Raw genomic sequence first — 24951 nt, forward strand, 5'->3', positions numbered from 1 at the left:
CTAGAGAGGGTGCAAGGCCGGCCTGCCGGGGCGGCTTGTCCGGGCCGGCCCAAGGGGAGCCGCAGCCCGGCTGCCGCCACTACCGCGTCACAGGAACAGCGGCGCCGGATTGAGCATTTCCTCGGGCGCGGCCCGCTCCACCCAGCCCATGGCCACGGGCACCTCGTACAGCCGCCCGGGGCCGAAGCGCGGCCAGAAGTGGCGCAGGCCCGGCACGATCACCTGCGCCACCGCCAGGCCCAGGTCGGGCCGGCTCTTGTCCACCACCAGCGGCGACAGGCCGGCGCGGCGCAACCGGGCGCAGCACTGCCCGATGTCTTCGCGCAGGTCCAGCCCGTCGGAGAGCACCGGCAGCGCGCCCGCGACGCTGCCCGCGGGCTCCAGGAACGGGGCGCGCGGCAGCAGCGCGCGGTCCCAGGGCGGCGGCGCGTCGGGGCGCTCGTCGAGCAGCTGGTTCAGCTCGGTCAGCGCGCGGCTCAGCGCGATCGGGCCCTGCAGGTGGCAGCCGAAGCCCAGCGCGTGGCGGTCGCTGCCCTCGTGCCGCGCCACCGCGGCGTACACCGGGATGCCCAGGTCGTGCGTGAGGTCCAGCACCTGCACCGACCAGCCCGAGGCCTGGTAGTCGGCGCGCAGCGCCTGCACGAAGGCGTCGTCGATGCGCTCCAGGTCCAGCGCCGGGCGCGCCAGGCGCTGATACCACCAGATGGCGGTGGCGTCGCGCTCGACCAGCTCCAGCAGCCCCTGCAGCACCGCCTCCTCGAACACGTTGCCCGCGGCGGTGCCGTTGGGGTTGTAGATGCCGAAGGCGCTGCCCTGGCCGGGCGGCGTCTCGGCGTAGCAGTAGGCCAGGGGCACCAGGCGGCGCGGCCCGCCGTCCAGCGGCCAGGCCGGCGTCCAGGCGATGCGGGCCTGGTCGTCGAAGGGCAGCGGCACCTGGCGGCGGCGGTCGGTGGTGGTGGCGTTGATGCACTCGCGCCGCGCGTACTGGCGCGCGCTGAAGCCCTGCAGCGTCTCGAAGCTCAGCGCCTCCTCGCCCAGCGCGGCGCGCGTGGCCAGCAGCACGGCCTCGTCGCCCTGCCACACGCTGCTGGCGCGCTCGATGGCCTCGCACAGCGCGCTGGCCTGCGCCTGCGCCGGGCTGCGGCCCTTGCCGGCGCAGATCTTGTCGAAGCCGTTGTCGCTGGGCCAGGTCTGCGGGCACACCGGGTAGCCACTGACGTAGACCTGCCGGCGCGCGGTGTGGCGCCCCGGCATGGGATGCAGGTACTGCACCGCGCCCGTGACCGGGCTGACCAGGGGGCGCAGCGCCAGCAGCGTCTCCTCCGGGCTGCGGCAGCGGTGGCCGCCGTCGGTGCGCTCGGCGGCCAAGCGCGACTGCAGCGCCGGGGCGCGGAAGCCCTGGGCCGCCATCAGGTGCGCGTCGCCGCAGGTCGGGCACTGCGGGCGCCGGCGCACGGCATGCCGGGTCGTGGCCAGCGTGTGCGGATCGAAGCTCAGCAGCGCCTCGCGCAGCGTGCGCTCGCCGCCGGCGGCCTGCCGCACGGCCTGCGCCAGCCAGGCCGCGGCGGTGGCGGCGGTGGCGGGCTCGGTGGACGCGGGGGTGGTGAAGGCCTGCCCCAGGCGCTGCTGCACGAAGCGCTGCGCCGGGCGGTTCCAGGCCACGGCGTGGAGCAGGCAGTCGAAACAGGGGCCGGGCGAGGCATCGAGCAGCGGGCCGATGGTGGGCTGCGCGCCGCCGGGTCGCGCCAGCAGCACGCTGCGCCCGGCCGCACGCGCGCGGGCCAGGTGCCGGCCCACGTGCTCGTCCAGCAGGTCAGCGCACACCAGTACCTCCAGCGCCACCGGCGCGTTCGGGGTGGCCGCCACGCGCAGGCCCGCGGCCTCCAGCGCCAGCGCCACCGGCCAGCTGCCCGGCTCCAGCGCCGTCAGCGCCACCAGCGGCGCGGGCACCTGCGCGGCGGCGCCCGCGCTCAGGTGGCCGCCGTCGGCCAGGCGCTGCAGCACGTAGCCGACTTCGAGCTCGCCCAGGCCCAGGCGCGGGGCCAGGACCTGCGCGATCTCGGCCACGCTGCGGCGGCCGTCGATGAGCGGCGCCACGGCCACCACGGCCGCGCCGCGCAGCACCACGCGACGCGTCTCGCCGTGCAGCAACACGGTGTGCTCGTCGATGACGGCCAAGGCCAGCCCGGGGTGCCAGCGCGGAACGTCGTCACGGGAGGGACCCAGGGCCGGTGGCGCCATGGCCTCAGCAGCAGGTGAAGAGGTACGTGGGGCCGGCGCAGTTGTAGGCGGCGAAGGCGATGAGCTGCTCCTCGACCTTGGGCGCCACGGGCACGCCGAAGGTGGTGCGCACCGGCGGCAGGGTCCACTGCTTCTTCTTGGCGTCCCAACCCTGGCCGGGGCCGGTGGCCTCGCGCACCTTCAGGTCGACGTTCCAGGGGCACTGGTAGCCGAAGTAGTTGGCCAGCGCGCCGGTGGGGTCGGCCAGGAAGTCCTGCTTGAACTGCGCGTTGGTCCAGGCCAGGGCCACGGCGCGCAGGTACACCTCCTGGAACTCCAGCAGCGAGTCGTAGGACGGGATCTGGTTGTTGCGGGGCATGGTGCGTGTCCTTTGGTGAGTCAGCCGTTGAGGAAGGTGATGTGCGTGGCGTTGAAGGCAGCCAGCGCCTCCACCTGCTCCTCCACCGGCGGGGCCGGCGGCAGCACCATCTCCAGCGCATTGCGCCGCGTCACGCGCCAGTCGCCCACGGTGTTGGGCTCCCAGCTGGCGTTGTCCACGTCCACGCCCAGTTCCATGTTGAAGGGGAAGCGGTAGCCCACCCCCTCCTTCAGCGCCCGCTTGGGGTCCGTCACCAGCTGGTCGTAGAAGGCCTTGTCGCGCCAGGCCAGCGCGATCGCCTGCATCACCGCGGCACGGAACGCGATGAAGTGGTCAAAGGTATCGAGTTCGGTGTCGTTGCTCTTCAACGGGACCCTCGTGATGGTTTGTTGTGGGTGGGGTGCAGGCTTGGGGTCAGGCCATTTCCAGGCCCGGCGCCGGCAGCGCCCCGATCTGCCGACGAATCTCGCGTTCCGAGAAGCGCATGCCCATGTCCTGGGCCATCCGGCACGCGCGCAGCAGCAGCGCCTGCGCCTGCACCGGGGCGTCCTCGCCACCGAGCTCCAGCAGCACCAGCGCCCCGCGCCGCAGCAGCTCGGGCATGAAGTAGCGCTCGCCGCCGCGCTCGGCCTGTGCCACGCAGCCGTCGAGCAGCGCGGCCGCGCGCGCGGCGTCGCGCGCGCGCAGCGCGATGTCGGCACGCAGCGACTTGAAATAGGTCTGCCCCAGCAGGCAGCCCATGGCGTCCAGCCGCTCCAGGATCGCCGCCAATGTGGCCTCGTCGTCGCGCGCCCAGCAGTTCACCAGCAGGCCGTAGGCTTCCACCGCCGGCAGCCCGTAGCGTGAGGACAGCGCCAGCAGCCGCTCGCAGGCCTGCGCCGCGCTGGCGCGGTCCTCGCCGTGCTGGTGCAGCATGCCCAGGTACATCAGGCACAGGCCCAGCGTCGGCATGTGGCCCAGCGCCTCGGCCTCGGCCACGGCCGACTGCGCCAGCGCCAGCGCCGCCTCGCGGTCGTCGTCCAGGAACCAGCGCACGTTGGCCAGCGAGGCCAGGCTCCAGCAGCGGCAGTCCAGCCCGAAGCGCGCCGCGTCCTCGGTGCCCTCGGCGCGCGGCAGCGCCGCCACCAGCTCCAGCGTGCGCGCCGCCTGCGCGTAGGACCCGTCGATCCACTGGCCCACGCCCTGCAGCGTGTAGGCCGCGCGCTGCAGCGACACCGTCTCGGGGCAGCCCTGCGCCAGCCCCACCAGCTGCGCCGCGAGCTCGCGCACGCGCTCGCGCTCGCCGGCGACATGGTGGAAGGTGCCCAGCGCCCACAGCGCCGCGGCGCGCTGCACCGGGTCGCCCTGCGCGGCGCCCTGGCGGTCCAGCAGCGCGTCGGCATGCTCGGCCGCGGCGCGCACGCGCGGGTCGGCCCAGCCCAGGCTCGACATCAGCGCATGCGTCTCCAGCAGCGTGAGGTCCAGCTCCGCGGCCGTGCGCGCGGGCTCCGGCGCCAGCTCGGCCACCCAGGGCCGCAGCGCCTCGATCTGGCCCTGCGCTTCCTCGTACTGCGCCCGCGCCAGCGACTCGCTCACCGCGCGCAGCCCGTGGGGCACGGCGCGCTCGAAGCGGCCGGCCAGGGCCAAGTGCCGCGCCAGCGTGCCCGGCGCGCAGCCCGGCTGCTCTTCCAGCACCAGCGCGATGCGCTCGTGCGCCTGGGTGCGCGCCTGCCGCGGCAGCGAGTCGTAGGCCGCGTCGCGCACCAGCGCGTGGCGGAACACGTAGGCCTCGCCCTGCACGCGGCGCTGGCGCTCCACCAGGTCGGCCAGGAACAGCTGCTCCAGGTCGCTGTCCACCGCGGCCTCGTCGCGCTCGCTGATCTGCGCCAGCAGCGCGGGCTCGAACTCGCGGCCGATGGCCGCGGCCAGCTGCGCCGTCTCCTTGGCCGGGCCCAGCCGGTCCAGCGCCTGGGCCAGCACCTCCTGCAGGCTCGGCGGGATGGACGGCGTGGCGCCGCCGCCGGTGCCGGTGCGCGGGTCCAGCCAGGCGCGCGCCAGCTCGGTGAGGAACAGCGGGTTGCCGTCGGCGCGCGCGGCCAGCCGCGCGATGTCGGCCCCGGGCAGCCCCTGCAGCCCCGGCCAGTGGCGCAGCAGCTCCTGCGCCTCCGGCGCCGCCAGGCCCTGCAGCCGCAGCGTCTCCACGGCAGGCCGGAAATCGCTCTCGGGCCGGCTGGTCAGCACCACGCCCAGGCCCGGGCGGCCGCCGTCGGCCAGCAGCCGCTCGATGAGCTCGCGGCTGGTGGGGTCGGCCCAGTGCACGTCCTCCACCACCAGGATGGCCGGCCCGCGCGCCATGGCGCCCAGCAGCGCCTGCAGCGCCTGCAGCACGATGCCGCGCTGGCGCTGCGGCGCGTGCTGCAGCGCCTCGGACTGCGGCGGCAGCGGCAGCCCCAGCCAGCTCGCCAGAATCGCGCCGGCCTGCGCGCCGCCCACTTCCAGCCGGTCCAGCTCCAGCTGCAGCCGCGCGCCCGGATCGGCGGCCTCATGCAGGCCCAGCTGCGTCGAGAGCCAGCGCAGGAAGGGATAGAGCGCGCTGTGGCGCTGCTCGGGCAGGCACTGCACCACCCAGGCGCGGCCATGCTCGTCGCTGACGCCGTCGCACAGCGCCTGCACCAGGCGCGACTTGCCCATGCCCGGCTCGCCCACCAGCAGCAGCGCGCCGCCGCGGCCCCCCGCCACCCGGCGCCACAGCCCGGCCAGCGCCGCGCTCTCACGCCCGCGCCCCACCAGCGGCGCATGCTGCGGCCCCGGGCCGGCCGGGCCGTCGGCCCGGCGCTCGGCGCACAAGTACCAGGCGGGCGCGGCCTGCCCGTCCTCCTGCGCCAACGCCAGCCCCGGCGCCTCCTCCAGCAGGCAGTGGCGCTCCAGCAGGTGGCGCGCGCGGTCGCTCACCGCGATGTGGCCCGGCGCGGTGCTCTGCAGCAGCCGCTCCACCACGCCGGCGGCCAGGCCCGTGGGCACCTGCCCCGGGCGCACCAGCATCACGCCCGCGTGCAGCGCCACGCGCAGCTCCAGCCGCACTGCGGCGCGCGTCTCGATGCGGCGCCCGCGCTGCGCGATGCGCGTCACCAGCTCCAGCGCGGCACTGGCGGCACGGCGCGCGGCGCTGTCGCTGGCCTGCGGATAGCCGAAATACGCCAGCCGCATGCCGCCCAGCGCGCCGGCCAGGTGCGCGCCGAAGGCCAGGCAGACGTCCTGGCACTGGGCCAGCTGGTCGCTCAGCAGCTCCTCCATGGCCTCCAGCGCCGCGTCGGACGGCGCCGCCGCGCCCGTGGCCGCCAGCTCCAGCGAGAAGGCCAGCATCGTGATCTGCCGCCGCTCCGCGGCCAGCGGCGCCACGGCGGTGGCGGTGACGTCCAGGTCGCCGCTCTCGGGCGCCAGGCGCCCCACCAGCTGGTGCAGCGGCAGCTCGCGCAGCCGCGCGTAGGCGCCGGCGGCATCGCCGCGCTCGCGCGCCTGCTTGCTCAGCACGCGCCGCAGCAGCTCGCCCAGCGGATGGCCCAGCAGCCCCGTGGGCAGCGGCAGCTCGTTGGGGCTCAGGTGCTCGTGGTAGACCTCGGCCAGCGTCTGCCCGCGCACGGCCGGCGAGCCGGTGAGGCACTCCACCAGCATCAGGCCCCAGGCGTAGAGGTCGGACTTGACCGTCGGCGGCTCGCCGCGCAGCTGCTCGGGCGCGCTGTAGCGCGGCGTGCCCACCGTCTCGGCGCTGAGCGTGAGCTCCCCGGAGGCCGCGGCGCCGAGCTCGGCCGCCAGCGTGCCGATGCCGAAGTCCAGCACCTTGGCGTGCATGCGCTCGCCGCGGCGCGTGACCATGATGTTCAGCGGCTTGAGGTCGCGGTGCACGATGCCCTGCGCATGCGCCTCCACCAGCGCGTCGAGCACCTGCCCCATGAGCTCGCCGGCCTGCGGCGCCGACAGCGGCCCGTGGTGCAGCAGCAGGTCGCGCAGCGTCTGCCCCGGCACGAACTCGAACACCGCGAACAGCTCCTCGCGCTCGGTCTGCCCCTGGTCGAGCAGGCGCACGATGTGCGGATGGTGCAGTTGCGCGCACAACCGCGTCTCGCGGGCGAAGCGCGCGCGGCGGCGCTCGCGCGTGGCCGCGTCGGCCCCGGGCGAGGCATTCAGGAACTTGATGGCCACCCACTGGCCGGTGCTGTGCTGGCGCGCCTTGTAGACCACGCCCGAAGCGCCCTCGCCCAGGCGCTCCAGCAGCGCGTAGCCCGCGGGGGCGGCGGGCTCGCCGCTGCGCGCCGGCACGGGCGCGGGGGCCGGCGCCGGCGGCATCACGGCGGCGCTCATGCCAGGGCGTCCGAAGCCGGGTCCATGCGGCCTTCGAGCTGCGAGCCGCGATGGATCTCGAAGGCCACCGGGCCCAGCCGCAGCCCGCCGCGGCGTCCCTCGATGACCTGCGCCAAGCCGCTGGCCCCGGCCAGCGCGTTCATCAGCTGGTCGCGGGCGCGGAAGATCTGGATGTTGAGATGCGGCGGGTCCATGCCCAGCATGCGCGCCAGCCGCGGGCGCTCCAGCCAGCCCTGCGCGGCCGGGTCCAGCCCCGCGCGCGCATCGGCCAGGCGCTGGCGCGCCAGCGTCAGCAGCGCGTAGTGGTGGCTGCGCTCGCCCAGGTCGGCCGCCTGCAGGCCCCGGCGCACCTGCAGCCAGGTGTGCTCCTCGTCCAGGCTGACGCGAAAGCTCAGCAGCAGCGGCTCGGCCTGCTGCACCACGGCCCGCGTCTCGTCCACCTCCTGCGGCACCACCAGGCGGTAGCGCGCCCCGCCCAGCTCCAGCTCGTCGCCGTCCTGCAGGCTGCGCAGCTCGCCCTGCTGCTCCAGCATCCACAGGCCCGTGTCCAGCTCGTACAGGTCCAGCTCCGGCGCCTCCGCGTCGGGCAACAGGTTGTGGCGCGAAAGCCACAGCGGCGGGCGCACCGGGTCCAGCGGCAGCAACGCCGGGCCGGGCGGCGACAGGTCCACCACGTCCCAGTCGGCCGCGCCCGGGCCGAAGCGCAGCACCTGCCCCAGCGCCAGCGGCACCGCCTCGCCCGGCGGCAGGCGCCGGCCGTCGATCAGCGTGCCGTTGCGGCTGTGGTCGGTGACGAACCAGCCACCGTCGCGCCAGCGCAACATCGCGTGCAGCTGCGAGGCCTCGCGGTTGGGGAGCACCGTGTCCGAACGCGCTGGATGGCGCCCGAAGACGTGATTGCCGCGCAGCAAGACGCGGTCCTCGTTTTCGCTGTTGCGCAGCATCCCCATGAGCCCAGACTCCTCCCCCGTCGACCATGACAAGGCGCCCCATGCAAAGCGCCCGAATAAGGGGGAGAAGTGTAGGGCCGCCCATGGCGTGGCCCGCGATGCAACGCGCCGCTTCGCACAGGCGGCGGCGCCATGGCCCCAGCATCCGCCCGGCACGGGCCGGGAAGAAGCGTCGTCCGGCGCCGGGCCCTCGGGGTCGGATCGAGCTCAGGCCCAAGCGCGCACCCTGCCGGCTCAGGCCGCCAGCGCCGCCAGCAGAGCCAGGCCCAGGGTGTGCGAGCGCTGCGCCTGCTTGTCGCAGGCCAGGCCGCAAGGCGTCGCGCGATACGGCGCAGTGCCGCGGGACAGCACGCTCCGCAGCCAGCGTGCGTGCCGCGGGCGCGCACCGGCAGCGCCCTCCCCGGCCGAAGCGGGAAGGAGGGGCGGCTGGTGGCGACGCTGAAGCGGCATCGGGACGGTGAAGGGAAAAGTGAAACGGGGCGATGGGGTACTCATGGGCGTTGCGTCCCCCACCTTGGTGGGTCACGTGGGTCGGGAGCCACATGCTCAAGGGATTGCCCTGATCGGTGAATTACGACCAGTTACGGTCACTTGCCTGCACGCGGCCCGTGGGCCGCGCGTCGTCGGCGGGCGCGGCGGCGGTGGAGCGCCAGGGGCTTGCCGGCGCTTCGGGCGCGGCGGCTCCCTTGTCTAATGGGGCATGCACGCGCGCGCTTCCCTGCTGAGCTCAAAGGTTGCGGCCGCTCCGCAGCGCTGGACCCTGGCGCTGCTGCTGGCGGGCCTGGTGGCCGGTGCCGCCACGGGCTGGACCCAGCACCGCGCCAACCAGGCGCGCGTGCAGGCCGAGCTCGACGAGGCCGCCCAGCAGGCGGCGGCGCGGCTGCGCCAGCGCATGCAGTCCTACGAATACGCGCTGTTCGCCACCCGCGGCGCGGTGCGCGTGGCCGGCACCTCGGCCGAGGCGCTCACGCGCGAGGCCTTCCGCCGCTTCGCCGGCTCCATCGACCTGCGCGAGCGCTTCCCCGGCGCGCGCGGCGTGGGCTTCGTGCGCCGCACGCAGCGCGTGCAGGATCAGGCCTTCATGGAGGAGATGCGCCGCAAGGGCGAGCCGGATTTCCGCATCCGCGAGCTCAATCCCGAGGGGGTGGACACGGACGAGCGCTACCTGCTGATGTTCATGGAGCCGCGCCGCGAGCATGGCGCGGTGGAGGGGCTGGACCTGGCCACCGAGGTGCGGCGCCGCGAATCGCTGCGCGCTTCCATGCTCAGCGGCGAGCCGCGCCTGTCGGCGCCGCTGACGCTGGCGCTGACCGACGCGCCCGAAGGGCGCGGCTTCGTGCTGTCGCTGCCGGTCTACACCCGCAGCGGCAGCGGCGCCATCGGGCGCGCCGAGCGCGAGCGCGCCACCTACGGCTGGGCCGTGATGCCGCTGGTGGCCGATGTGGTGATGGTTGACTTCGACGACCAGAACGGCGCGCTGGCGCTGGCGCTGAGCGACGTGCAGCCCTGGGGCCGCGTCGACCGCTTCTACGCCTCGCCCGGCTGGCATGCGCCGGGCAAGGCGCCGCTGCAGCGCGTGCAGCTGCCGGTGTTCGGGCGCGAGTGGCTGGTGGAGATGCAGGCGCTGCCGCCCTTCGTGCAGCGGCTGCACCTGCCCTCGCCCGCGGGCTCGGGCCTGGGCGTGACGGTGACGATGGCGGCGCTGGCGCTGCTGCTGCACGGCGCGCTGCGGGCAGCGCAGCGCCAGCGCCAGGAGGAGGAGCTGCGCCGCCGCACCGAGGAGGCCGAGGCCGCCAACCGCGCCAAGAGCGCCTTCCTGGCGCACATGAGCCACGAGATCCGCACCCCGCTCAATGCCGTCATCGGGCTGAGCCAGCTGCTGGCGCGCATGCCGCTGGACGACAAGCAGCAGCTGTACGTGCACCACATCGCCAGCGCCGGCACGCAGCTGCTGGGGCTGGTCAACGACGTGCTGGACCTGAGCAAGATCGAGGCGGGCGAGATGCGGCTGGAGGAGCTGCCCTTCGAGCCGCTGCCGCTGCTGCGCGAGCTGCAGGCGCAGGCCGAGGTGCTGGCCGCGGGCAAGCGGCTGCAGCTGCGGCTGGAGGCCGACCCGGCGCTGCCGCCGCGCCTGCGCGGCGACGCGCTGCGCCTGCGGCAGGTGCTGTCCAACCTGCTCAACAACGCCGTGAAGTTCACGGCCGAGGGCAGCGTGACGCTGCGCGCGCAACTGCTGGCGCGCGAGGCCGCTGGCGCGCGGGTGCGCTTCGAGGTGGCCGACACCGGCATCGGCATCGCCGCCGAGCAGCAGCAGGCCGTGTTCGAGCCCTTCACCCAGGCCGACGGCTCCATCACGCGCCGCTTCGGCGGCACCGGCCTGGGCCTGGCCATCGTCACGCGGCTGGTGGCGATGATGGGCGGCGAGCTGAGCCTGCACAGCGCGCCGGGCGCGGGCAGCACCTTCGCCGTGACGCTGCCGCTGGGGCTTGTCAATGAGGATTCGTGAAGCTGCCGGCGCCGCATTGAGCGCACTACCCTGACCGTTCCATGAGCAACCGTCCCGCCGGGGACGCACGGGAGGGTCCGGACGATGAAGCGAATCTGGTTGCCGTTGTTGACGATGGCGCTGGCGGGATGCGCCGCCACCGGCAAGGCCCCGCCGGCCGCGCCCGGCGGCGCCCCGCCCGAGGCCGCCTCCCCGACCGACGCCTCGGCGGCTCCGCCAAGCGCCACCACCACCGCGCCCGGCACGGACGCCGCGCCCAAGGTGGTCCAGGGCCTGGGCGCGGCCGTCACGTCGCCGCTGAGCGACTTCAACCTCATCCGCGCGCGGATCCCGCCGATCCTGCTGGCCGCGCGCGAGGCGCCCTACCGCCTGCCGCCCGAGCGCGGGTGCGCAGCCCTGGCGGCCGAAATCGATGCCCATGACCAGGCGCTCGGCCCGGACCTGGATGCCCCGGACAGCGCCGACAGGCCCTCGCTGCTGGAGCGCGGCGCCGACATGGCCGGCAGCGCCGCGCTCAACGCGGTGCAGGGCGCCGTGTCGGGCGCGATCCCCTTCCGCGGCTGGGTGCGCAAGCTCACCGGCGCCGAGCGGCGCGACCGCCGCGTGGCCGCCGCCGTGAACGCCGGCAGCCTGCGGCGTGCCTTCCTCAAGGGCCTGGCCCGGGCCCAGGGCTGCGCACCGGCCCCAGCCGCGCCCCTGGGGCCGGCACCGGAGTCGGCCGCCGCGCCCGCCACCGACCCGGCCGAGCCCGCCGTGGTGTCGCTCCAGGAATTCACTCCCGAGTGAGAAACCCGGGAGTCTCCCGGGCCGATATTCAAAGTTTTCAAACTCCCGGCGGGCAGGCACGGCCCGCCTCGGGGGTGGGCAGATTTCCGCGCAGGGTTAGGCTTTTCCGGCACCTTGCAATTACCCAATCAGCATTTTTAGGAGGTTTCATGCGCGGAATGATTTTTGCCCTTTCCCTTTTCACGGCGGCCTTGATGCCGGTGGCGCGGGCCGTGGAAGCCCCGGCGGCCGGGGCGGTTTCCGACGCGGCGTCCCCGGAGCAGAACACCGCGCCGCGCGGCTACCGGACGCTGCGCCTGGGCACGGTGCAGGGCGGCAGCAGCGCGGCCTACGCGCTCAGCCCCAACGGCAAGGCCGCGGGCTACGTGGGCTTCGACATCGAGGGGCGCTTCCGCCCGGCGCTGTTCGCGGCGGGCCGGGAGCCCCGCGTCATCCACACCGACGGCCCCGGCTCGGCCAGCGGTGTCAACGGCCTGGGCGAGGTGGTCGGCTGGTTCCAGCAGGGCGACCGCACCGAGGCTTTCCGCTGGAAGTTCAACACCATCACCACGTTGCCCTCACTCGGCGGCGGCAGTTCCTACGCCACCGCCATCAATGCCCGCTCCGAGATCGTCGGCTGGTCGCAGGCGCTCTCCTCCGGCGAGCGCCATGCCGTGTACTGGTACGGGAGCACGCTCATCGACCTGGGCACCTGGGGCGGCCTCGCGGCCGAGGCCACCGCCATCAACCGCCGCGGCGACATCGTGGGCTACCGCGAGGTCGAGATCGACGGCCGCCGCGTCAAGCAGGGCGTGCGCCAGCTCAAGGGCCGCAAACCCCAGCTGCTGCGCATTCCCGAGGGGTATATCGGCCTGGTGCCCAAGGCCATCAATGACAACGGCGACATCGCGGGCCATATGTATGGCAGTTTCGGCGAGGTGCTGGGCTCGGAAGGCTTTTTGCTGGTCGGCAACAATTACTCGAAAATGAACGAGCAGTCCGGATATACCACCTACGGGCTGGGTCTGAACAATTACCGGGAAGTCTCGGGATACCGGGACAATTTCACCTCCGATCCGCGCGACCGCGGCCGCGTGTGGCGCCACCGGGGCCAGACCATCGTCGGCCTGGATGGCCTGCCCTCGGCCCGCAACACCGGCTGGTGGGCGCTGGGCGCGGCCTACGCCATCAACGACAACGGCGTGGTCGTCGGCGTGGGCCAGTGGGGAGCCGTGGACGCCCGCACGGTCGAGGCCTACATGCTGGTGCCCAGGGAGTAACGGGCGATTCACGGCGCGGCGGCGTCAGCCGCTGCGTCCTCCATTGCCGGCCGCTGCGCCACCAGCGCCTCGAACAGCGCCTGCGCCGCCACCGACAGGCTGCGGTCGCGGCGGCGGATGGTGAAGATCTCGCGCCGCAGCCCGGGCGCGCGCACCGGCCGGGTCACGAGATCCGGATGCTCGAAGTGGAACAGCGTCAGCGTCGGCACCACGGTGATGCCCAGCCCGGCGCGCACCATGCCGGCCACGGTGCTGAGCTGCTCCAGCTCCATCACGCCCTTGAGCGCCAGCGGCCACAGCGCCGACTCGATGTGCTGCCGCACGCTGCTCGTGCGCGCCAGGTGGATGAAGGGCTCTCCGGCCAGGTGCTGCAGCGCCACGCCGTCTCGGCCCGCCAGCGGGTGCGATCTCGGGCACACGAGGTGGAAAGCGTCGCTGCAAAAGGGCTCCACCAGCAGCTCCGGCGCGCCGGCGCGCAGCGCCGCCAGGGCGAAGTCGGCCCGGCCGGCGCGCACGCGCTCCACGCAGTCCTCCGACAGCGCGTCCGCCACGTCCAGCTCGATGTCCGGATAGCGCTGCCGGAACGCCGCCAGCCGCGGCGGCAGCCAGCCCGCGGCCAATGCCGGCAAGGCCGCCAGGGCGACGCGCCCGCGGCGCCGCGCCACATGCTCGCCCAGGTCGGCCACGCTCAATGACAGGTCGCGCAGCAGGCGCTGCGCGCTCTCCAGGAACAGCGCGCCCTCCACCGTCGGCTCCACATGGCGCGTGCTGCGGTCGAACAGCCGCGCGCCCAACGCCTCCTCCAACGCCCGGATCAGCGCGCTGAAGGCCGGCTGCGACAGGTGCAGCCGCGCCGCGGCGCGCGTGAAGTTGCGCGTCTCGGCCAACGCCACGAAGGCACGCAGCTGGCGCGTGGACAAGTCGGCTTCACTCATTTGATAAGCGGATGAATTGATCCAAACAAACGAATTCTCTTATCGAAACCCGCTGCCTACAGTGGCCGCATCGCCTCACCAACGGCCTTGCTGCCCAGGAGCGCATGAAAGACACCTTGCTCATCGGCTGCGCCGCCGGCTTCTCCGGCGACCGCACCGACGCCGCCCGCCCGGTGGTGGACACGCTGATCCGGCGGCAACAGCCCGCGGTGCTGATCTTCGAAACCCTGGCCGAGCGCACCCTGGCGCTGGCGCAGCTGGCGCGCCGCGCCGATCCGGAAGCCGGCTACGAGCCGCTGCTGCCGGACATGCTGGCCCCGGTGCTGGCCGACTGCCTGGCGCACGGCATCCGCATCGTCGGCAACTTCGGCGCGGCCAATCCGCACGCCGCCGCGCGCAGGGTGCTGGCGCTGGCGCGCGAGGTGGGCGCGCGTGTGCCGCGCGTGGCCGTGGTCACCGGCGACGATCTTTCCGACGCCGCGCACCGCGGCCTGCTGCACGAGGCGCTGGGCGGCGCGGCCGACGGCCTGGACATCACCAGCGCCAACGCGTACCTCGGTGCCGAGGCCATCGCCGAGGCGCTGCGCGCGGGGGCCGACATCGTCATCACCGGCCGCGTGTCGGACCCCTCGCTGACCGTGGGCCCGGCGCTGGCGCACTTCGGCTGGGCGCCCGATGACTGGGACCGGCTGGCGCGCGCCACCATGGCCGGGCACCTGCTGGAGTGTGGCGCGCAGGTCTGCGGCGGCTACTACGCCGACCCGGGGCTCAAGGACGTCCCGGAGCTGGCCAGCGTCGGCTACCCCATCGCCGAGATCGACGCCGACGGCGGCTGCGTCATCGGCAAGGCCGAGGGCACGGGCGGCTGCGTGGACGAGCACACCGTCAAGGAGCAGCTGCTGTACGAGCTGCACGACCCGGCGGCCTACCTCACGCCCGACGTGGTGGCCGACATTCGCGAGGCCTGGGTCGAGACGGTGGGCCCAGATCGCGTGCGCCTGCACGGCGTGCGCGGCCACGCGCGGCCGGCGCGCCTGAAAGTCAACGTGTTCCACGCCCAGGGCTGGCTGGCCGAGGGCGAGATTTCCTACGCCGGGCGCGGCGCCGAGGCACGGGCGCGGCTGGCGGGTGACGTGCTGCGCCGGCGCCTGGCCGGTTGCGGGCCGCTGCGCGTGGACCTCATCGGCGTGGCCAGCGTGTTCGGCGACGACGCCGGGCAATGGCTGAGCCGCCAGCCCGTGGGGGATGCGCGCGACGTGCGCTTGCGCATCGCCATGAACCACGCCGACCGGCGCCAGGCCGAGCGGCTGACGCGCGAGGTGACCGCCCTCTACACCTGCGGCCCGGCCGGCGGCGGCGGCGTGCGCACGGGGCTGCGCCAGCGGCTGGGCACCGTGTCCTGCCTGGTGCCGCGCGAGCGGGTGAGCGTGCAACTGGAGTTCGTCGAATGAGCAGCACCAACGAAACCTTGCGCGTGCCCCTGCAGCGCCTGGCCCACGGCCGCACCGGCGACAAGGGCAACGTCTCCAACATCAGCGTCATCGCCTGGCACCCGGACCTGTACGAACTGCTGGTGGCGCAGGTGACGGAAGAGGCGGTGGCGCGCCAGTTCGCGTACCGCCGCCCGCAACGCGTCACGCGCCACCTGCTGCCGAAGCTGCAGGCCATGAACTTCGTGCTGGAGGGCGTGCTCGACGGCGGCGTCAACGACGCGCTGAACCTCGACAGCCACGGCAAGGCGCTGGCCTTCCTGCTGCTGGAGCTTGAGATCGACGTGCCGGCCGCGCTGGTGCCGTTGCTGCGGCAACCGGGCTGAACCCCACCATTCCAACGATCAGGAGACAGACCATGACCACCCCCACCCGCCGCCACGCCCTGGCGGCCATCGCCGCCGCCGCGTTCGCCCTGCTGGGCGCCCCCGCCGCGCAGGCGCAGGTGAAATACCCCGAGAAGCCGGTGACTTTCATCGTGCCCTTTGCCGCCGGCAGCGCCACGGACCAGCTTGCGCGCGCCCTGGGCCAGTCGATCACCGAGCAGACCAAGCAGGCCGTGGTGGTGGAGAACAAGGCCGGCGCCAGCGGGATGATGGCGGCGCAGTCCGCGGCGCGGGCGCCGGCCGACGGCTACACCGTGCTGATCACCACCAACACCACGCACGCGGCCAACGAGCACCTGTACAAGAAGCTGTCCTACGACCCGGTGAAGGACTTCGCGCCGGTCACGGGCCTGGCCAAGGGCGGGCAGGTGCTGGTGGTGCGCGCGGACTCGCCCTACAGGAGCGTGGCCGAGCTGCTGGCCCAGGCGAAAAAGGCGCCGGGCAAGCTCAGCTTCGGCAGCGGCAGCTCCTCCAGCCGCGTCGCGGGCGAGATGTTCAAGCAGCTCAGCGGCACCGAGATCCTGCACGTGCCCTACAAGAGCAACCCGCAGGCGGTGACGGACCTGCTGGGCGGGCAGATCGACCTGATGATCACCGACACCGCCACCGGCGTGCCCCAGGTCAAGGCCGGCAAGCTGCGCGCGCTGGGCTACTCCACCACCAAGCGCAGCCGGCTGCTGCCGGAGGTGCCCACCATCGCCGAGGCCGGCGTCAAGGGCTACGACATGGGCTACTGGTTCGCCGCCTACGTGCCCGCAGCCACGCCGCAGCCGGTGGTGGCGCGGCTCAACGAGCTGCTGGGCCAGGCGGTGAAGAGCGCCGCGGCCAAGACCTTCTTCGAGAGCAGCGGCGCCGAGGCCTGGACCAGCACGCCGCAGGAGCTGGCGAAGTTCCAGGCCGAGGAAACCCAGAAGTGGGGCCGCGTCATCAAGGCGGCCGGGATCGAGGCCGAGTGAGGCCGCGCCGCTGAGGGCTGCGGCCCGCGCGCCGCGACCCGTTCCTTCCCCCAGGCCTCCGCAGAAGAGGCCCTGTTGAGCCACTGCCGGGCACGGCGGTGTGCTCGGTCACGTCCCAAGGAGACTCCATGCATTTCCCCAAGACCGCCCTGGCGCTGTGCGCCGGCGCCGCGCTGCTGTCCGCCTGCGGCGGCAGCGACGACCCCGCCACGCCCGGCACGCCCGCGGCGCCTGCGGCCAGGCCGGCGCTGCGCCTGGCCATCACCGCCACGGAAGATTTCCCCGGCAGCTACGGCAGCGTGGGCGCCTACGAGAAGGTCAGCGGCGTCATCAGCGGCGAGGTCGATCCCAAGGACCCGAAGAACGCCGTGATCCAGGACCTGGCCCTGGCGCCGGTGAACGCGCGCGGCATGGTCGAGTACGCGACCGAATTTGTGATGCTCAAGCCCAAGGACACGAGCAAGGCCGGCGGCGTGCTGCGCTACGACGCGCCCAACCGCGGCAACATCCTGACCCTGCCCGATCCGGCGCGGGTGCCCAGCGACGCGGAGTATTTCGAGCGCGGCTACGTGATGCTCTATGCCGGCTGGCAGGGCGACGTGCCCAAGAGCAGCCCGGCGCGGCTGACCGTCAACGTGCCGGTGGCGCGCAACCCGGACGGCAGCTCCATCACCGGCCCCTACCGCGCCGAGCTGGTGCCCACGGCGCCCACGCCGGCCATGACGCTGCCCGGCGGCGTGTTCAACGGCAGCATGATTCCCTACGAGCCGGCCAGCCTGGACAACACGCAGCCCGGCTACTCGCTCACCCGGCGCCTGAACGAGACCGACCCGCGCATCCCCATCCCGGCTGGCGACTGGAAGTTCGCCAGCTGCGACGCCGCCACGCCCTTCCCCGGCACGCCCAGCCCCAGCAGCGTGTGCCTCAAGGGCGGCTTCGATCCGAAGTACCTGTACGAGCTGGTCTACGTCGCCAAGGACCCGAAGGTCATGGGCGTGGGCCTGGCGGCGCTGCGCGACACGGTGAGCTTCTTCCGCGGCGCGGTGGCGGACGCCGACGGCAAGCCCAACCCGCTGGCCGGGAAAATCAAGCACACGATCGGCCAGGGCACCTCGCAGTCGGGCAATGCCATGAAGACCTTCCTGCACCTGGGCTTCAACCAGGCGCTGGACGGCTCCAGGGTGTTCGACGGGCTGTACGCGCATGTCGCGGCGCGGCAGACGAACATCAACACGCGCTTTGCCGTGCCCGGCGGCGGCGGTGGCCTGCGCACCGACCACAGCGCCTTCGGCCAGACCGCGCCGCGCGGGCTGGACAAGGACTACGTCGATGAGGTCAGCGGCCGCAAGGGCGGCGTGATGGCGCGCTGCGCCGCCACCGACACCTGCCCCAAGTTCTTCCTGGGCCTCTCGGGCACCGAGTTCTGGCAGCTGCAGGGCTCGCCGGTGCTCACCGACGCCCACGGCCTGCGCGACCTGACGCAGCCGGAGAACGCGCGCATCTACTACTACAGCAGCACGCAGCACGGCGGCGCCGGCGGGCTGGCCAGCATCAGCTACACGCCCACGCGCACGGTCTACCCGGCCGGCACGGTGGTGCACTTCAACGACACCTTCCGCGCCCTGTTCGTGGCGCTGGAGGACTGGGTGGTGCGCGGCGTCGAGCCGCCGGCCAGCCAGGTGCCGAAGGTCGCCGACGGCACCCTGGTGCGGCCCGAGGCCGTGACCTTCCCGGCGATGAAGGGCCTGAGCTGGACGGCCAACGGCGCGAGCACGCCGATCCCGGACTTCACTTACTTGGCGCGCTACAACGGCTTCCCGCTGCTGGACTTCGGCCCGGATTACCGGCCGCAGGACGAGTCCGGCATCGCCACGCGGCTGCCGCCGGCCAACCTCAACCGCGACTACGCCATCCTGGTGCCGCAGGTCGATGCGCTGACGGGCCTGACGCGCGCCGGCATCCGCAGCGTGGAGGCGCGCGCGCCGCTGGGCACCAGCATCGAGTTCAACTACGTGGCCACGCCGGGCGTGGTGGACCTGGCAAATCTTGCGGGCGCCTTCATCCCCTTCCACAAGACCCGTGCCGAGCGCCTGGCCGCCGGCGACGCACGGCCTTCGCTGGAGGAGCTGTACGGCACGCAGGCCGGCTACGTCGCCGCGGTGCGCAGCGCCGCGACCGAGCTGGTGTCGCAGCGCCTGCTGCTGCAGCGCGACGCCGACCTGATCGTGCAGCGCGCGCAGGCGACGCCGGTGCTGCCTTGAACCGAGGCCGCGCGCCACGCGGCCGATATTCAGGAGTCGTGCGCAGGGCTCGGGTTTCTGAACCCGCAGCCGGCTGCACCGCGCTGAGTATTCCACCCGGTGCCGTGGCCCTGTTCACGGCACCGGGCCGGCATTGGGCTCAAAGCTGAATATCACCCGGCTACAGCAATTCGCTGAGCCGCTGGCTCAACCGGGCCGCGATCTTGCGATAACCGGTGAGGCTGGGATGGATTTCATTGAGCCAGTCGTTGCTCACGCCCACGTCCGCCGGATTGGCCATGAGCAGCGTATTGCGGGTGTCCACCACGTGGAAATTGGGAAGCGCCAGCGGGCCACCACGCCGCATATCCAATGCCAGCAAGGCCTCGGCCAGGCGATCCATCAATAGATTGACGATGGTTTGCTGCAGCGGCAAACCCAGCCCGGAATGGGCAAATACCGGAAAAAGCCAGGGCCCCGTCAACGGAATGGTGCCGATGAAGCGCGCGGGCTCGTTGCGGGGTGTCGGATAGTCATAAGTGTGGGTGACGACAGGGCAGCCCCGGCTGAGGCTGCCCGGCGCGTCGCGCAAGGCCACGATGGCTTGGAAAGCCTGCTGGATATCGCCCAGCAATTGCCGCAGGCCCTGGTCGTCGATGTAGCTCTGCGGCAGCGCGGGGTTCTGGCCCGGCAGCGGCGGTCGGATCAGGTTGCGCGCGGAATCGATGAGGTCATTACCCCCGCCGCTCAGCACCAGCGCGTCCCATCGCCAGGCAAAGCCCGGGCGGGCCAGCAACCGTTGCAGATCCCCATTGGTCGCCAGCGCGCCGACATGCTTGATGGTGTCGCCTGGGTAAGCCAGATTGCATATTTGTGCCCAGCGCGCAAAACGCAACTCGAACAGCAGATTCGATGATGGCAGGGCCGCGATGGTGAACCAGGAATCGCCCTCGGCCAGGATATGCCACTGGTAATTCGGGTCCTGCGGCCACCACGGGCCGGGCGTATTGGGCGGAAATGGCGCCGCCCTGTCGAATACACCCACGTCGGGAGGCAAAGAAGGAACAGGCGATGTACCAGGCATGACGATGTCCTTTCCATGGCTGTACCGGACGAATCTCACAATATTCGGCCGTTTTGCATCCCTTTCTCGCCACTCCTGCCACGCGCGCGAATGAGGTGCCAATCACAAGGCCCTGAATATGGGCGACCCGGCGCTCTGCCGAAGCAGGATCAGCGGCGTCATATTCTGATCCGGGGCCAGGGCGGGCGGCATTCAACTTTGGTCATCTTGGCGGCCACCGCAAGACCGGTTTTCAGGACATGGCGGGAAGCACGCGGCCCACGGCGTTGCCATGGCAGCACTGAGCCCGGGGTGCAATGACCTTGGCACTCGCCATGCCATCCACTTGGATGGCTAAGGGATGACTGTAGGATGGTCACATGCCACCTCGCAGCGCCACCGCCATCCCCGCCGCCAAGTCCACCGACGAGAAGATCACCATCAACCTCGGCGTCGTGGACCTGGGCCAGATCGACCTGCTGGTGCAGGAAGGCTTCTATGCCAACCGCACCGACCTCATCCGCACCGCCATCCGCAACCAGCTCGCCGCGCATGCCGATGCGGTGAAGCAGGCAGTGGCGCGCAAGACGCTGGTGCTGGGCATCCAGCACTTCAGCGCCGACGATCTGCGCGCCGTGCAGGCCGCGGGCCAGCGGCTGCAGATCCGCGTGCTCGGCCTGGCCAGCATCGGTGCCGAGGTCACTCCCGAACTTGCGCTCTCCACCATCGACTCCATCGTGGTGCTGGGCGTGCTGCAGGCCAGTCCCGCCGTCAAGGCGGCGCTGGCCTCCCGGATGCGCTGAGCGCACCGCCCCTCAACAGGAAACCTCATGAACACAGCCTTCCAGCAGGCCATGGCCGAGGCCACCCGCCTCACGCGCGCCGGCGACCTGCAGGCCGCCACCGCGCTGATCCAGGCGGCCCTGGCCGGGTCCGCACCGCCCCGCGGCACGCCGGCGCCGCCGCGCGGGAATGTGATCGACATCCCGGCGCGCGTCATTCCCGACGCCCAAGCCCTCGCCAACGGCGATGCCGCCATCCAGGCACCGGCCACGGCGACCGGCGCCTCCACCGAGCCGCTTCCCGGCGCGGTCCACGCCCCTCCCGCGGCGGCGCAACCGACCGGCGCCTCCCTCCGCTCACGGCTCGCCCGCTTCGCCAAGGGCCTGACCCGACGCCGCGCCGATCCGCCCGAAGCACCCGTTCCGGCGCAACCGGCGGTCACCGAGCCGGCCAAGCCGGGCGGCGACAGCTTCGTCGAGGGCAGCCACACCGAGGCCGGCCTGACACGCCACTACAAGCTCTACATCCCGCCGGAACGCCACGGCGCCGGCCTGCCGCTGGTGGTGATGCTGCACGGCTGCACCCAGCACCCCGACGACTTCGCCGCCGGTACCGGCATGAACGAGGCGGCACGCGAGCACGGTTTCTATGTGCTCTACCCGGCGCAGGCCCAAAAGGCCAACCCGCAGCGCTGCTGGAACTGGTTCAAGCACAACCACCAGGGACGCGGCCGGGGCGAGCCGGCGCTGCTGGCCGGCATGGCGCGCGCGGTGATGGCGCGCCACGGCATCGACCCGCAGCGCGTGTACGTCGCGGGGCTGTCGGCGGGCGGGGCGATGGCAGCCATCCTGGGCGGCGCCTATCCCGACCTGTTTGCCGCCGTGGGCGTGCACTCCGGCCTGCCCGCCGGCGCGGCGCGGGACCTGCCCTCGGCGCTGGCCGCCATGCGCGGCGCGCCCGCCGGCGCGGCCGGGGCGCCGGACCTGGCCGGCCTGCCGGGCCTCAAGGACCTGCACGGCCTGGCGGACCTGCCCGGGCTGTCCCGCCTGACGGACCTGCCGGGCCTGGCCGATCTGGAAGGCGGCGAGGCGACGGTTTCGGTGGACGCCGAAGCCACCGTGCCGGGCCCGGTGCCGCCCACCATCGTCTTCCACGGCGATCAGGACCACACGGTGCATCCGTGCAACGGCGAACGCGCCATCACCGCCTGCGCCGAAGGCGCGGCCACGCACACCGAGCGCGGCCGCAGCCACGGCGGCCGGGCCTACACCCGGCGCGTGTGGCGCAACGCCGCGGGGCAAGTGCGGGCCGAGCACTGGAACGTGCACGGTGCGGGCCATGCCTGGTCGGGCGGACGGCCCGCCGGCTCCTACACCGACGCCGCCGGCCCGGATGCCACCGACGCGATGCTGCAGTTCTTCCGCGCCCACCGGCTGCGCCGCGCGGACTGAGACACGCGGCTTCTTCATCACGGCGGCGCCCGCGGGCGCCGCTTTTCTTTTGACCTGCCACGGCCTGCCCCTGCGGTGCGCTCCTTTAACATCGACCGCTTGTGCCCGTGGCAAGCTGGTCGATTTGAATAATCCACAACGAGGAGAACAGTGTGAAAACCATCGGCCTCATTGGCGGCATGAGCTGGGAATCCACCGTGCCGTATTACCGGCTCATCAATGAAACGGTCAAGGAGCGCCTGGGTGGATTGCATTCCGCCAAGGTGATTCTCTACAGCGTGGATTTTCACGAGATCGAGCAACTGCAGCGCGAGGGCAACTGGACCACGGCCGGGCTGCTGCTGGCCCAGGCCGCCAAGTCGCTGGAATCGGCCGGCGCGGATTTTTTGGTGCTGTGCACCAACACCATGCACAAGGTGGCTGCCGACATCGAAGCGGCGGTGCGCATTCCGCTGCTGCATATTGCCGACCCCACGGCAGAGGAAATCCGCCAGGCCGGATTTTCGAGCGTGGGCCTGCTGGGCACGCGCTTCACCATGGAGCAGGATTTTTACAAGGAGCGGCTGCGCCAGCGCCATGGTCTGAAGGTCTTGGTTCCCTCCGCCGAGGAGCGCGAGGGGGTGCACCGCATCATTTACGAGGAATTGTGCCTGGGCAAGGTATTGCCCGAATCGCGGCGTTATTACCGCATGGTGATGGCGAATCTGCAGGCGCGCGGGGCGCAGGCGCTGATTCTGGGCTGCACGGAAATCTCGCTGCTGGTCAAACCGCATGACGCCGCCGTGCCGCTGTTCGACACCACCGCCATCCACGCCCGCAAGGCGGCCTGGTACGCGCTGCTGCCCAGCGAGCCCTGATCCCCGAGGAGCCGGCCATGACACACCTGCTCGACAACATCATCTGGCACGCCCTGTCCGGCACGCAGCGCCGGTATTCGGTGGGCACCGACCGGGCGCGCCGCTACTCCCCGGGCTTTTCGCCGATCGCGGGATTCATCGACCCGAGCCAGCCTGATTTCAATGCGCTGCGGTCTTATTGCGAGCCGGGCGAGCATTTCTATTGCGATGGCTGGTCCGGCCCGGCACCGCCAAGTTGGCAGATCGAGGCCGAAACCACCATGTTCAGGATGGTCTGGGAAGGCGCGCTGCCGGCGGACGATGATTTTCCGCAAGCCATTCCATTGGAATCGGAACATGCCCTGCAGGCGCTGGAACTGGCCACGCTGACCCGCCCGGGCCCTTTTGGGCCACGCACTATCGAGCTGGGCGACTATTTCGGCATTTTCGATAACGGCCATCTGGTCGCCATGGCCGGCGAGCGCATGGCGGCCCAGACGCTGCGCGAAGTCAGCGGTGTGTGCACACACCCGGACTACCAGGGCCGCGGCTGGGCGCGGCGGCTGATGTTGAAACTCATCCGCCGGCAATTGCAGCGCGGGGAAACGCCTTTTCTGCACGTCATGAGCGAAAACCATGGTGCACACCGGCTATACCAGCGCATGGGATTCAGGGATTACAAGGAATCGGTGGTGCGCGTGGTCGCGCCCGATTGAGCAGAGTTTTCAAGCGCAATTTCACACCGGGAGCACAAAACCATGAAAACCAGATTCCGCAGCAAGTCCATTCTCATCGGCGCCGCCGCGCTGGCGGCGGTCGGCGCCGTGGTGGCGCAGGCCTCGGGCCTGACGCGCACGCTCGTCAGCCGCTCGGAGATTTCCGTGGCCGGCCGCGAGGCGGTGGTGGTGCGCGTGGACGTGGCGGCCAACGCCAGCGCCGGGCGCCATACCCACCCCGGCGACGAGATCGGCTACGTGATGGAGGGCCAGCTGCAACTGGCGGTGGAGGGCCAGCCGCCGCGCCTGGTCAAAGCCGGCGAGTCCTTCACCGTGCCGGCCGGCGTGCCGCACGACGCGCACAACGACGGCGCCGTCACCTCCAAGCTGGTTGGGGTGTACGTGGTCGAGAAGGGCAAGCCGCTGGTGGCACCGGCGCCCTGATCCGCTACAGATCCAGCCGCGGCTGCAGCCCGCGCCCGCGCTGCAGCCATTCCGTGTCGAAGCGCTCCAGCTCCTCGCGCGCCGCTTCCAGCAGCGCCTCCGGCTCCAGCGCCGGCACTTTCAATTTCCGCACCGCCGTGGGCACGGCCGTCACCAGCACCTCGTCCAGCAGCGCCACGCGGATGCCGCGGCGGGCGTAGATCTCGACCAGTTCCTCCCAGCAGGCGCCGTCGGCCTCGAACTGGCCGATGAGCAGCACGTTGCAGCGCTTGGCACGCATGACGCGCAGCACCGAGGGGTAGTCGTCGCCCAGTTGCGCGCGCAGCTCGATGCGCAGCTCGTCCTGGAAGCTGAAATCCACCAGCGCGCCCTCGCCCGGCGCCTCGCCGTCCACGCTGACCCGGCATTGGGCCCGGGCCGTGAACTGCACATGCGCGCCGTCCACCTCGAACAGCGCCTCGTCGAGCTGCAGCACCGGCTCCCACCAGCGCTCCAGCGGCGCGCCGTCGGGGGCCACCGCCGGCACGGCGGCCAGCGGCGTGCCGGGACACTCCACCACCAGCCGCGGCAGCTCGCGCTCCAGCGCCTGCAGCACGCGCGCCTTGTGGCGCAGGTGCGCCTCGGGGATCGGGTCGCCCTCCTCCAGCGGCTCGTGCAGGCTGTAGTCCTGGTAGCGCAGCGCGATGCGCGCCGGCAGCCGTGCCTGCCAGCCGCGCACGATGGCCTCGGGCGACACCGCAGCGGCCACCTGCGCCGGCAGCTCCGGGTTCACGCGCAGCAGCAGCTTCAGGCCGAAGTCGGGCTGCAGGAAGCGGTTCTGCAGCCGGTTCTGCTCCGGCGTGCTCGCCGGCGGGCCGAAGTGCTTGTAGAGCCACTGCAGCAGCTGCGGATGGTGGCGGCGCAGGTGGGCGTGGCGCGCACCCATGAGCCACAGCGCGTACTCGGCATGGACCAGCAGCAGCGACAGGGGCTGGTCCTTGTACTTGCCGTAGGGGATCAGTTCGAGCGCAGGCGCCGGCGCCTTGCGCCGTGCCGGGCCCGCCGCCTCCTTGCCGGGCGGCGGCGCCTCCGCGTCGAAAAGTCCTCCTTGCCGCATCAATCCCAACTCCCTGAATCCCGCTCAGCTGCTCCCGCGAGGGCGGGATTGTGCGCGAGGCGGGAGGGTTCTCCCTGGCGGGAGTGTGAAACGGGTGGGGTGCGGGCGATTTTTTGG

At 72.4% G+C, this 24951-nt stretch carries 20 protein-coding genes; 12 read left to right on the forward strand and 8 right to left on the reverse strand.

Going from position 1 to position 24951, the window contains the following annotated elements; all coding sequences use genetic code 11:
- Positions 1-87 precede the first annotated feature (87 nt).
- Genes HHL10_RS18130 through HHL10_RS18150 form a run of 5 tightly spaced genes read right to left on the reverse strand, consistent with a single transcriptional unit; the run spans position 88 to position 7887 of the window.
- Complete coding sequence (locus tag HHL10_RS18130; protein ID WP_169161801.1) at positions 88-2241, reverse strand: TOMM precursor leader peptide-binding protein; 2154 nt, start codon at positions 2239-2241, stop codon at positions 88-90.
- Positions 2242-2245: 4 nt separating this feature from the next.
- On the reverse strand, positions 2246-2599 hold the full coding sequence (locus tag HHL10_RS18135; RefSeq protein WP_169161802.1) for a BMA_0021/BMA_0022 family TOMM bacteriocin: 354 nt from the start codon (positions 2597-2599) through the stop codon (positions 2246-2248).
- 20 nt (positions 2600-2619) lie between these two features.
- Positions 2620-2967, reverse strand: a complete 348-nt coding sequence (locus HHL10_RS18140; protein WP_169161803.1) for a BMA_0021/BMA_0022 family TOMM bacteriocin — start codon at positions 2965-2967, stop codon at positions 2620-2622.
- Between the two features lie 46 nt (positions 2968-3013).
- Entirely contained in the window at positions 3014-6937 is a 3924-nt protein-coding gene (locus tag HHL10_RS18145) for a TOMM system kinase/cyclase fusion protein (RefSeq protein ID WP_169161804.1), read from the reverse strand.
- Positions 6934-7887: an FHA domain-containing protein gene (locus tag HHL10_RS18150; RefSeq protein ID WP_169161805.1), complete on the reverse strand. Its 954-nt coding sequence runs from the start codon at positions 7885-7887 to the stop codon at positions 6934-6936. Before HHL10_RS18150 ends, HHL10_RS18145 begins: the two co-directional genes overlap by 4 nt.
- A 700-nt stretch (positions 7888-8587) precedes the next feature.
- On the opposite strand from HHL10_RS18150, the gene HHL10_RS18155 reads away from it, so the two are divergent.
- From HHL10_RS18155 to HHL10_RS18165, 3 genes are all read left to right on the forward strand, one after another.
- Positions 8588-10393 (forward strand): hybrid sensor histidine kinase/response regulator, encoded by a 1806-nt coding sequence (locus HHL10_RS18155; RefSeq protein ID WP_169161806.1) that lies wholly within the window; start codon positions 8588-8590, stop codon positions 10391-10393.
- Positions 10394-10477: 84 nt separating this feature from the next.
- Entirely contained in the window at positions 10478-11179 is a 702-nt protein-coding gene (locus HHL10_RS30245) for a hypothetical protein (protein WP_205833102.1), read from the forward strand.
- A gap of 149 nt (positions 11180-11328) precedes the next feature.
- A complete protein-coding gene (locus tag HHL10_RS18165; RefSeq protein WP_169161807.1) occupies positions 11329-12438 on the forward strand; it encodes a hypothetical protein in 1110 nt (369 codons plus the stop codon).
- Between the two features lie 8 nt (positions 12439-12446).
- Here HHL10_RS18165 and HHL10_RS18170 read toward each other — a convergent pair whose 3' ends face one another.
- Positions 12447-13373, reverse strand: a complete 927-nt coding sequence (locus HHL10_RS18170; RefSeq protein WP_169161808.1) for a LysR family transcriptional regulator — start codon at positions 13371-13373, stop codon at positions 12447-12449.
- Positions 13374-13477: 104 nt separating this feature from the next.
- On the opposite strand from HHL10_RS18170, the gene HHL10_RS18175 reads away from it, so the two are divergent.
- The 4 genes from HHL10_RS18175 (at position 13478) to HHL10_RS18190 (ending at position 18466) form a co-directional block, all read left to right on the forward strand.
- Positions 13478-14824, forward strand: coding sequence for an acyclic terpene utilization AtuA family protein (locus HHL10_RS18175; protein ID WP_169161809.1), 1347 nt, complete (start codon positions 13478-13480; stop codon positions 14822-14824).
- Complete coding sequence (locus HHL10_RS18180; RefSeq protein WP_169161810.1) at positions 14821-15189, forward strand: AtuA-related protein; 369 nt, start codon at positions 14821-14823, stop codon at positions 15187-15189. The genes HHL10_RS18175 and HHL10_RS18180 overlap by 4 nt, the downstream gene beginning before the upstream one ends.
- A 32-nt stretch (positions 15190-15221) precedes the next feature.
- Positions 15222-16205, forward strand: coding sequence for a Bug family tripartite tricarboxylate transporter substrate binding protein (locus HHL10_RS18185; protein ID WP_169161811.1), 984 nt, complete (start codon positions 15222-15224; stop codon positions 16203-16205).
- Between the two features lie 128 nt (positions 16206-16333).
- A complete protein-coding gene (locus HHL10_RS18190; protein WP_169161812.1) occupies positions 16334-18466 on the forward strand; it encodes an alpha/beta hydrolase domain-containing protein in 2133 nt (710 codons plus the stop codon).
- Positions 18467-18626: 160 nt separating this feature from the next.
- Here HHL10_RS18190 and HHL10_RS18195 read toward each other — a convergent pair whose 3' ends face one another.
- A complete protein-coding gene (locus tag HHL10_RS18195; RefSeq protein ID WP_169161813.1) occupies positions 18627-19529 on the reverse strand; it encodes an SGNH/GDSL hydrolase family protein in 903 nt (300 codons plus the stop codon).
- 359 nt (positions 19530-19888) lie between these two features.
- Between HHL10_RS18195 and HHL10_RS18200 the strand changes: the two genes are divergently transcribed.
- The 5 genes from HHL10_RS18200 to HHL10_RS18220 all read left to right on the forward strand — a co-directional run bounded on the left by HHL10_RS18200 (position 19889) and on the right by HHL10_RS18220 (position 23738).
- Positions 19889-20311 (forward strand): ribbon-helix-helix domain-containing protein, encoded by a 423-nt coding sequence (locus HHL10_RS18200; RefSeq protein WP_169161814.1) that lies wholly within the window; start codon positions 19889-19891, stop codon positions 20309-20311.
- 27 nt (positions 20312-20338) lie between these two features.
- Entirely contained in the window at positions 20339-21742 is a 1404-nt protein-coding gene (locus HHL10_RS18205; protein ID WP_310734625.1) for an extracellular catalytic domain type 1 short-chain-length polyhydroxyalkanoate depolymerase, read from the forward strand.
- A gap of 152 nt (positions 21743-21894) precedes the next feature.
- Complete coding sequence (locus HHL10_RS18210; RefSeq protein ID WP_169161815.1) at positions 21895-22599, forward strand: aspartate/glutamate racemase family protein; 705 nt, start codon at positions 21895-21897, stop codon at positions 22597-22599.
- 17 nt (positions 22600-22616) lie between these two features.
- The gene (locus HHL10_RS18215) at positions 22617-23294 is read left to right on the forward strand and encodes a GNAT family N-acetyltransferase (protein ID WP_169161816.1); all 678 of its coding nucleotides are present in this window, start codon (positions 22617-22619) and stop codon (positions 23292-23294) included.
- A 42-nt stretch (positions 23295-23336) separates the two neighbouring features.
- On the forward strand, positions 23337-23738 hold the full coding sequence (locus HHL10_RS18220) for a cupin domain-containing protein (RefSeq protein ID WP_169161817.1): 402 nt from the start codon (positions 23337-23339) through the stop codon (positions 23736-23738).
- 4 nt (positions 23739-23742) lie between these two features.
- Here HHL10_RS18220 and HHL10_RS18225 read toward each other — a convergent pair whose 3' ends face one another.
- Positions 23743-24834: a hypothetical protein gene (locus tag HHL10_RS18225; protein WP_169161818.1), complete on the reverse strand. Its 1092-nt coding sequence runs from the start codon at positions 24832-24834 to the stop codon at positions 23743-23745.
- Between the last annotated feature and the right edge of the window lie 117 nt (positions 24835-24951).

Source organism: Azohydromonas caseinilytica (assembly GCF_012927045.1).
GTDB classification, from domain to species: domain Bacteria; phylum Pseudomonadota; class Gammaproteobacteria; order Burkholderiales; family Burkholderiaceae_C; genus Azohydromonas; species Azohydromonas caseinilytica.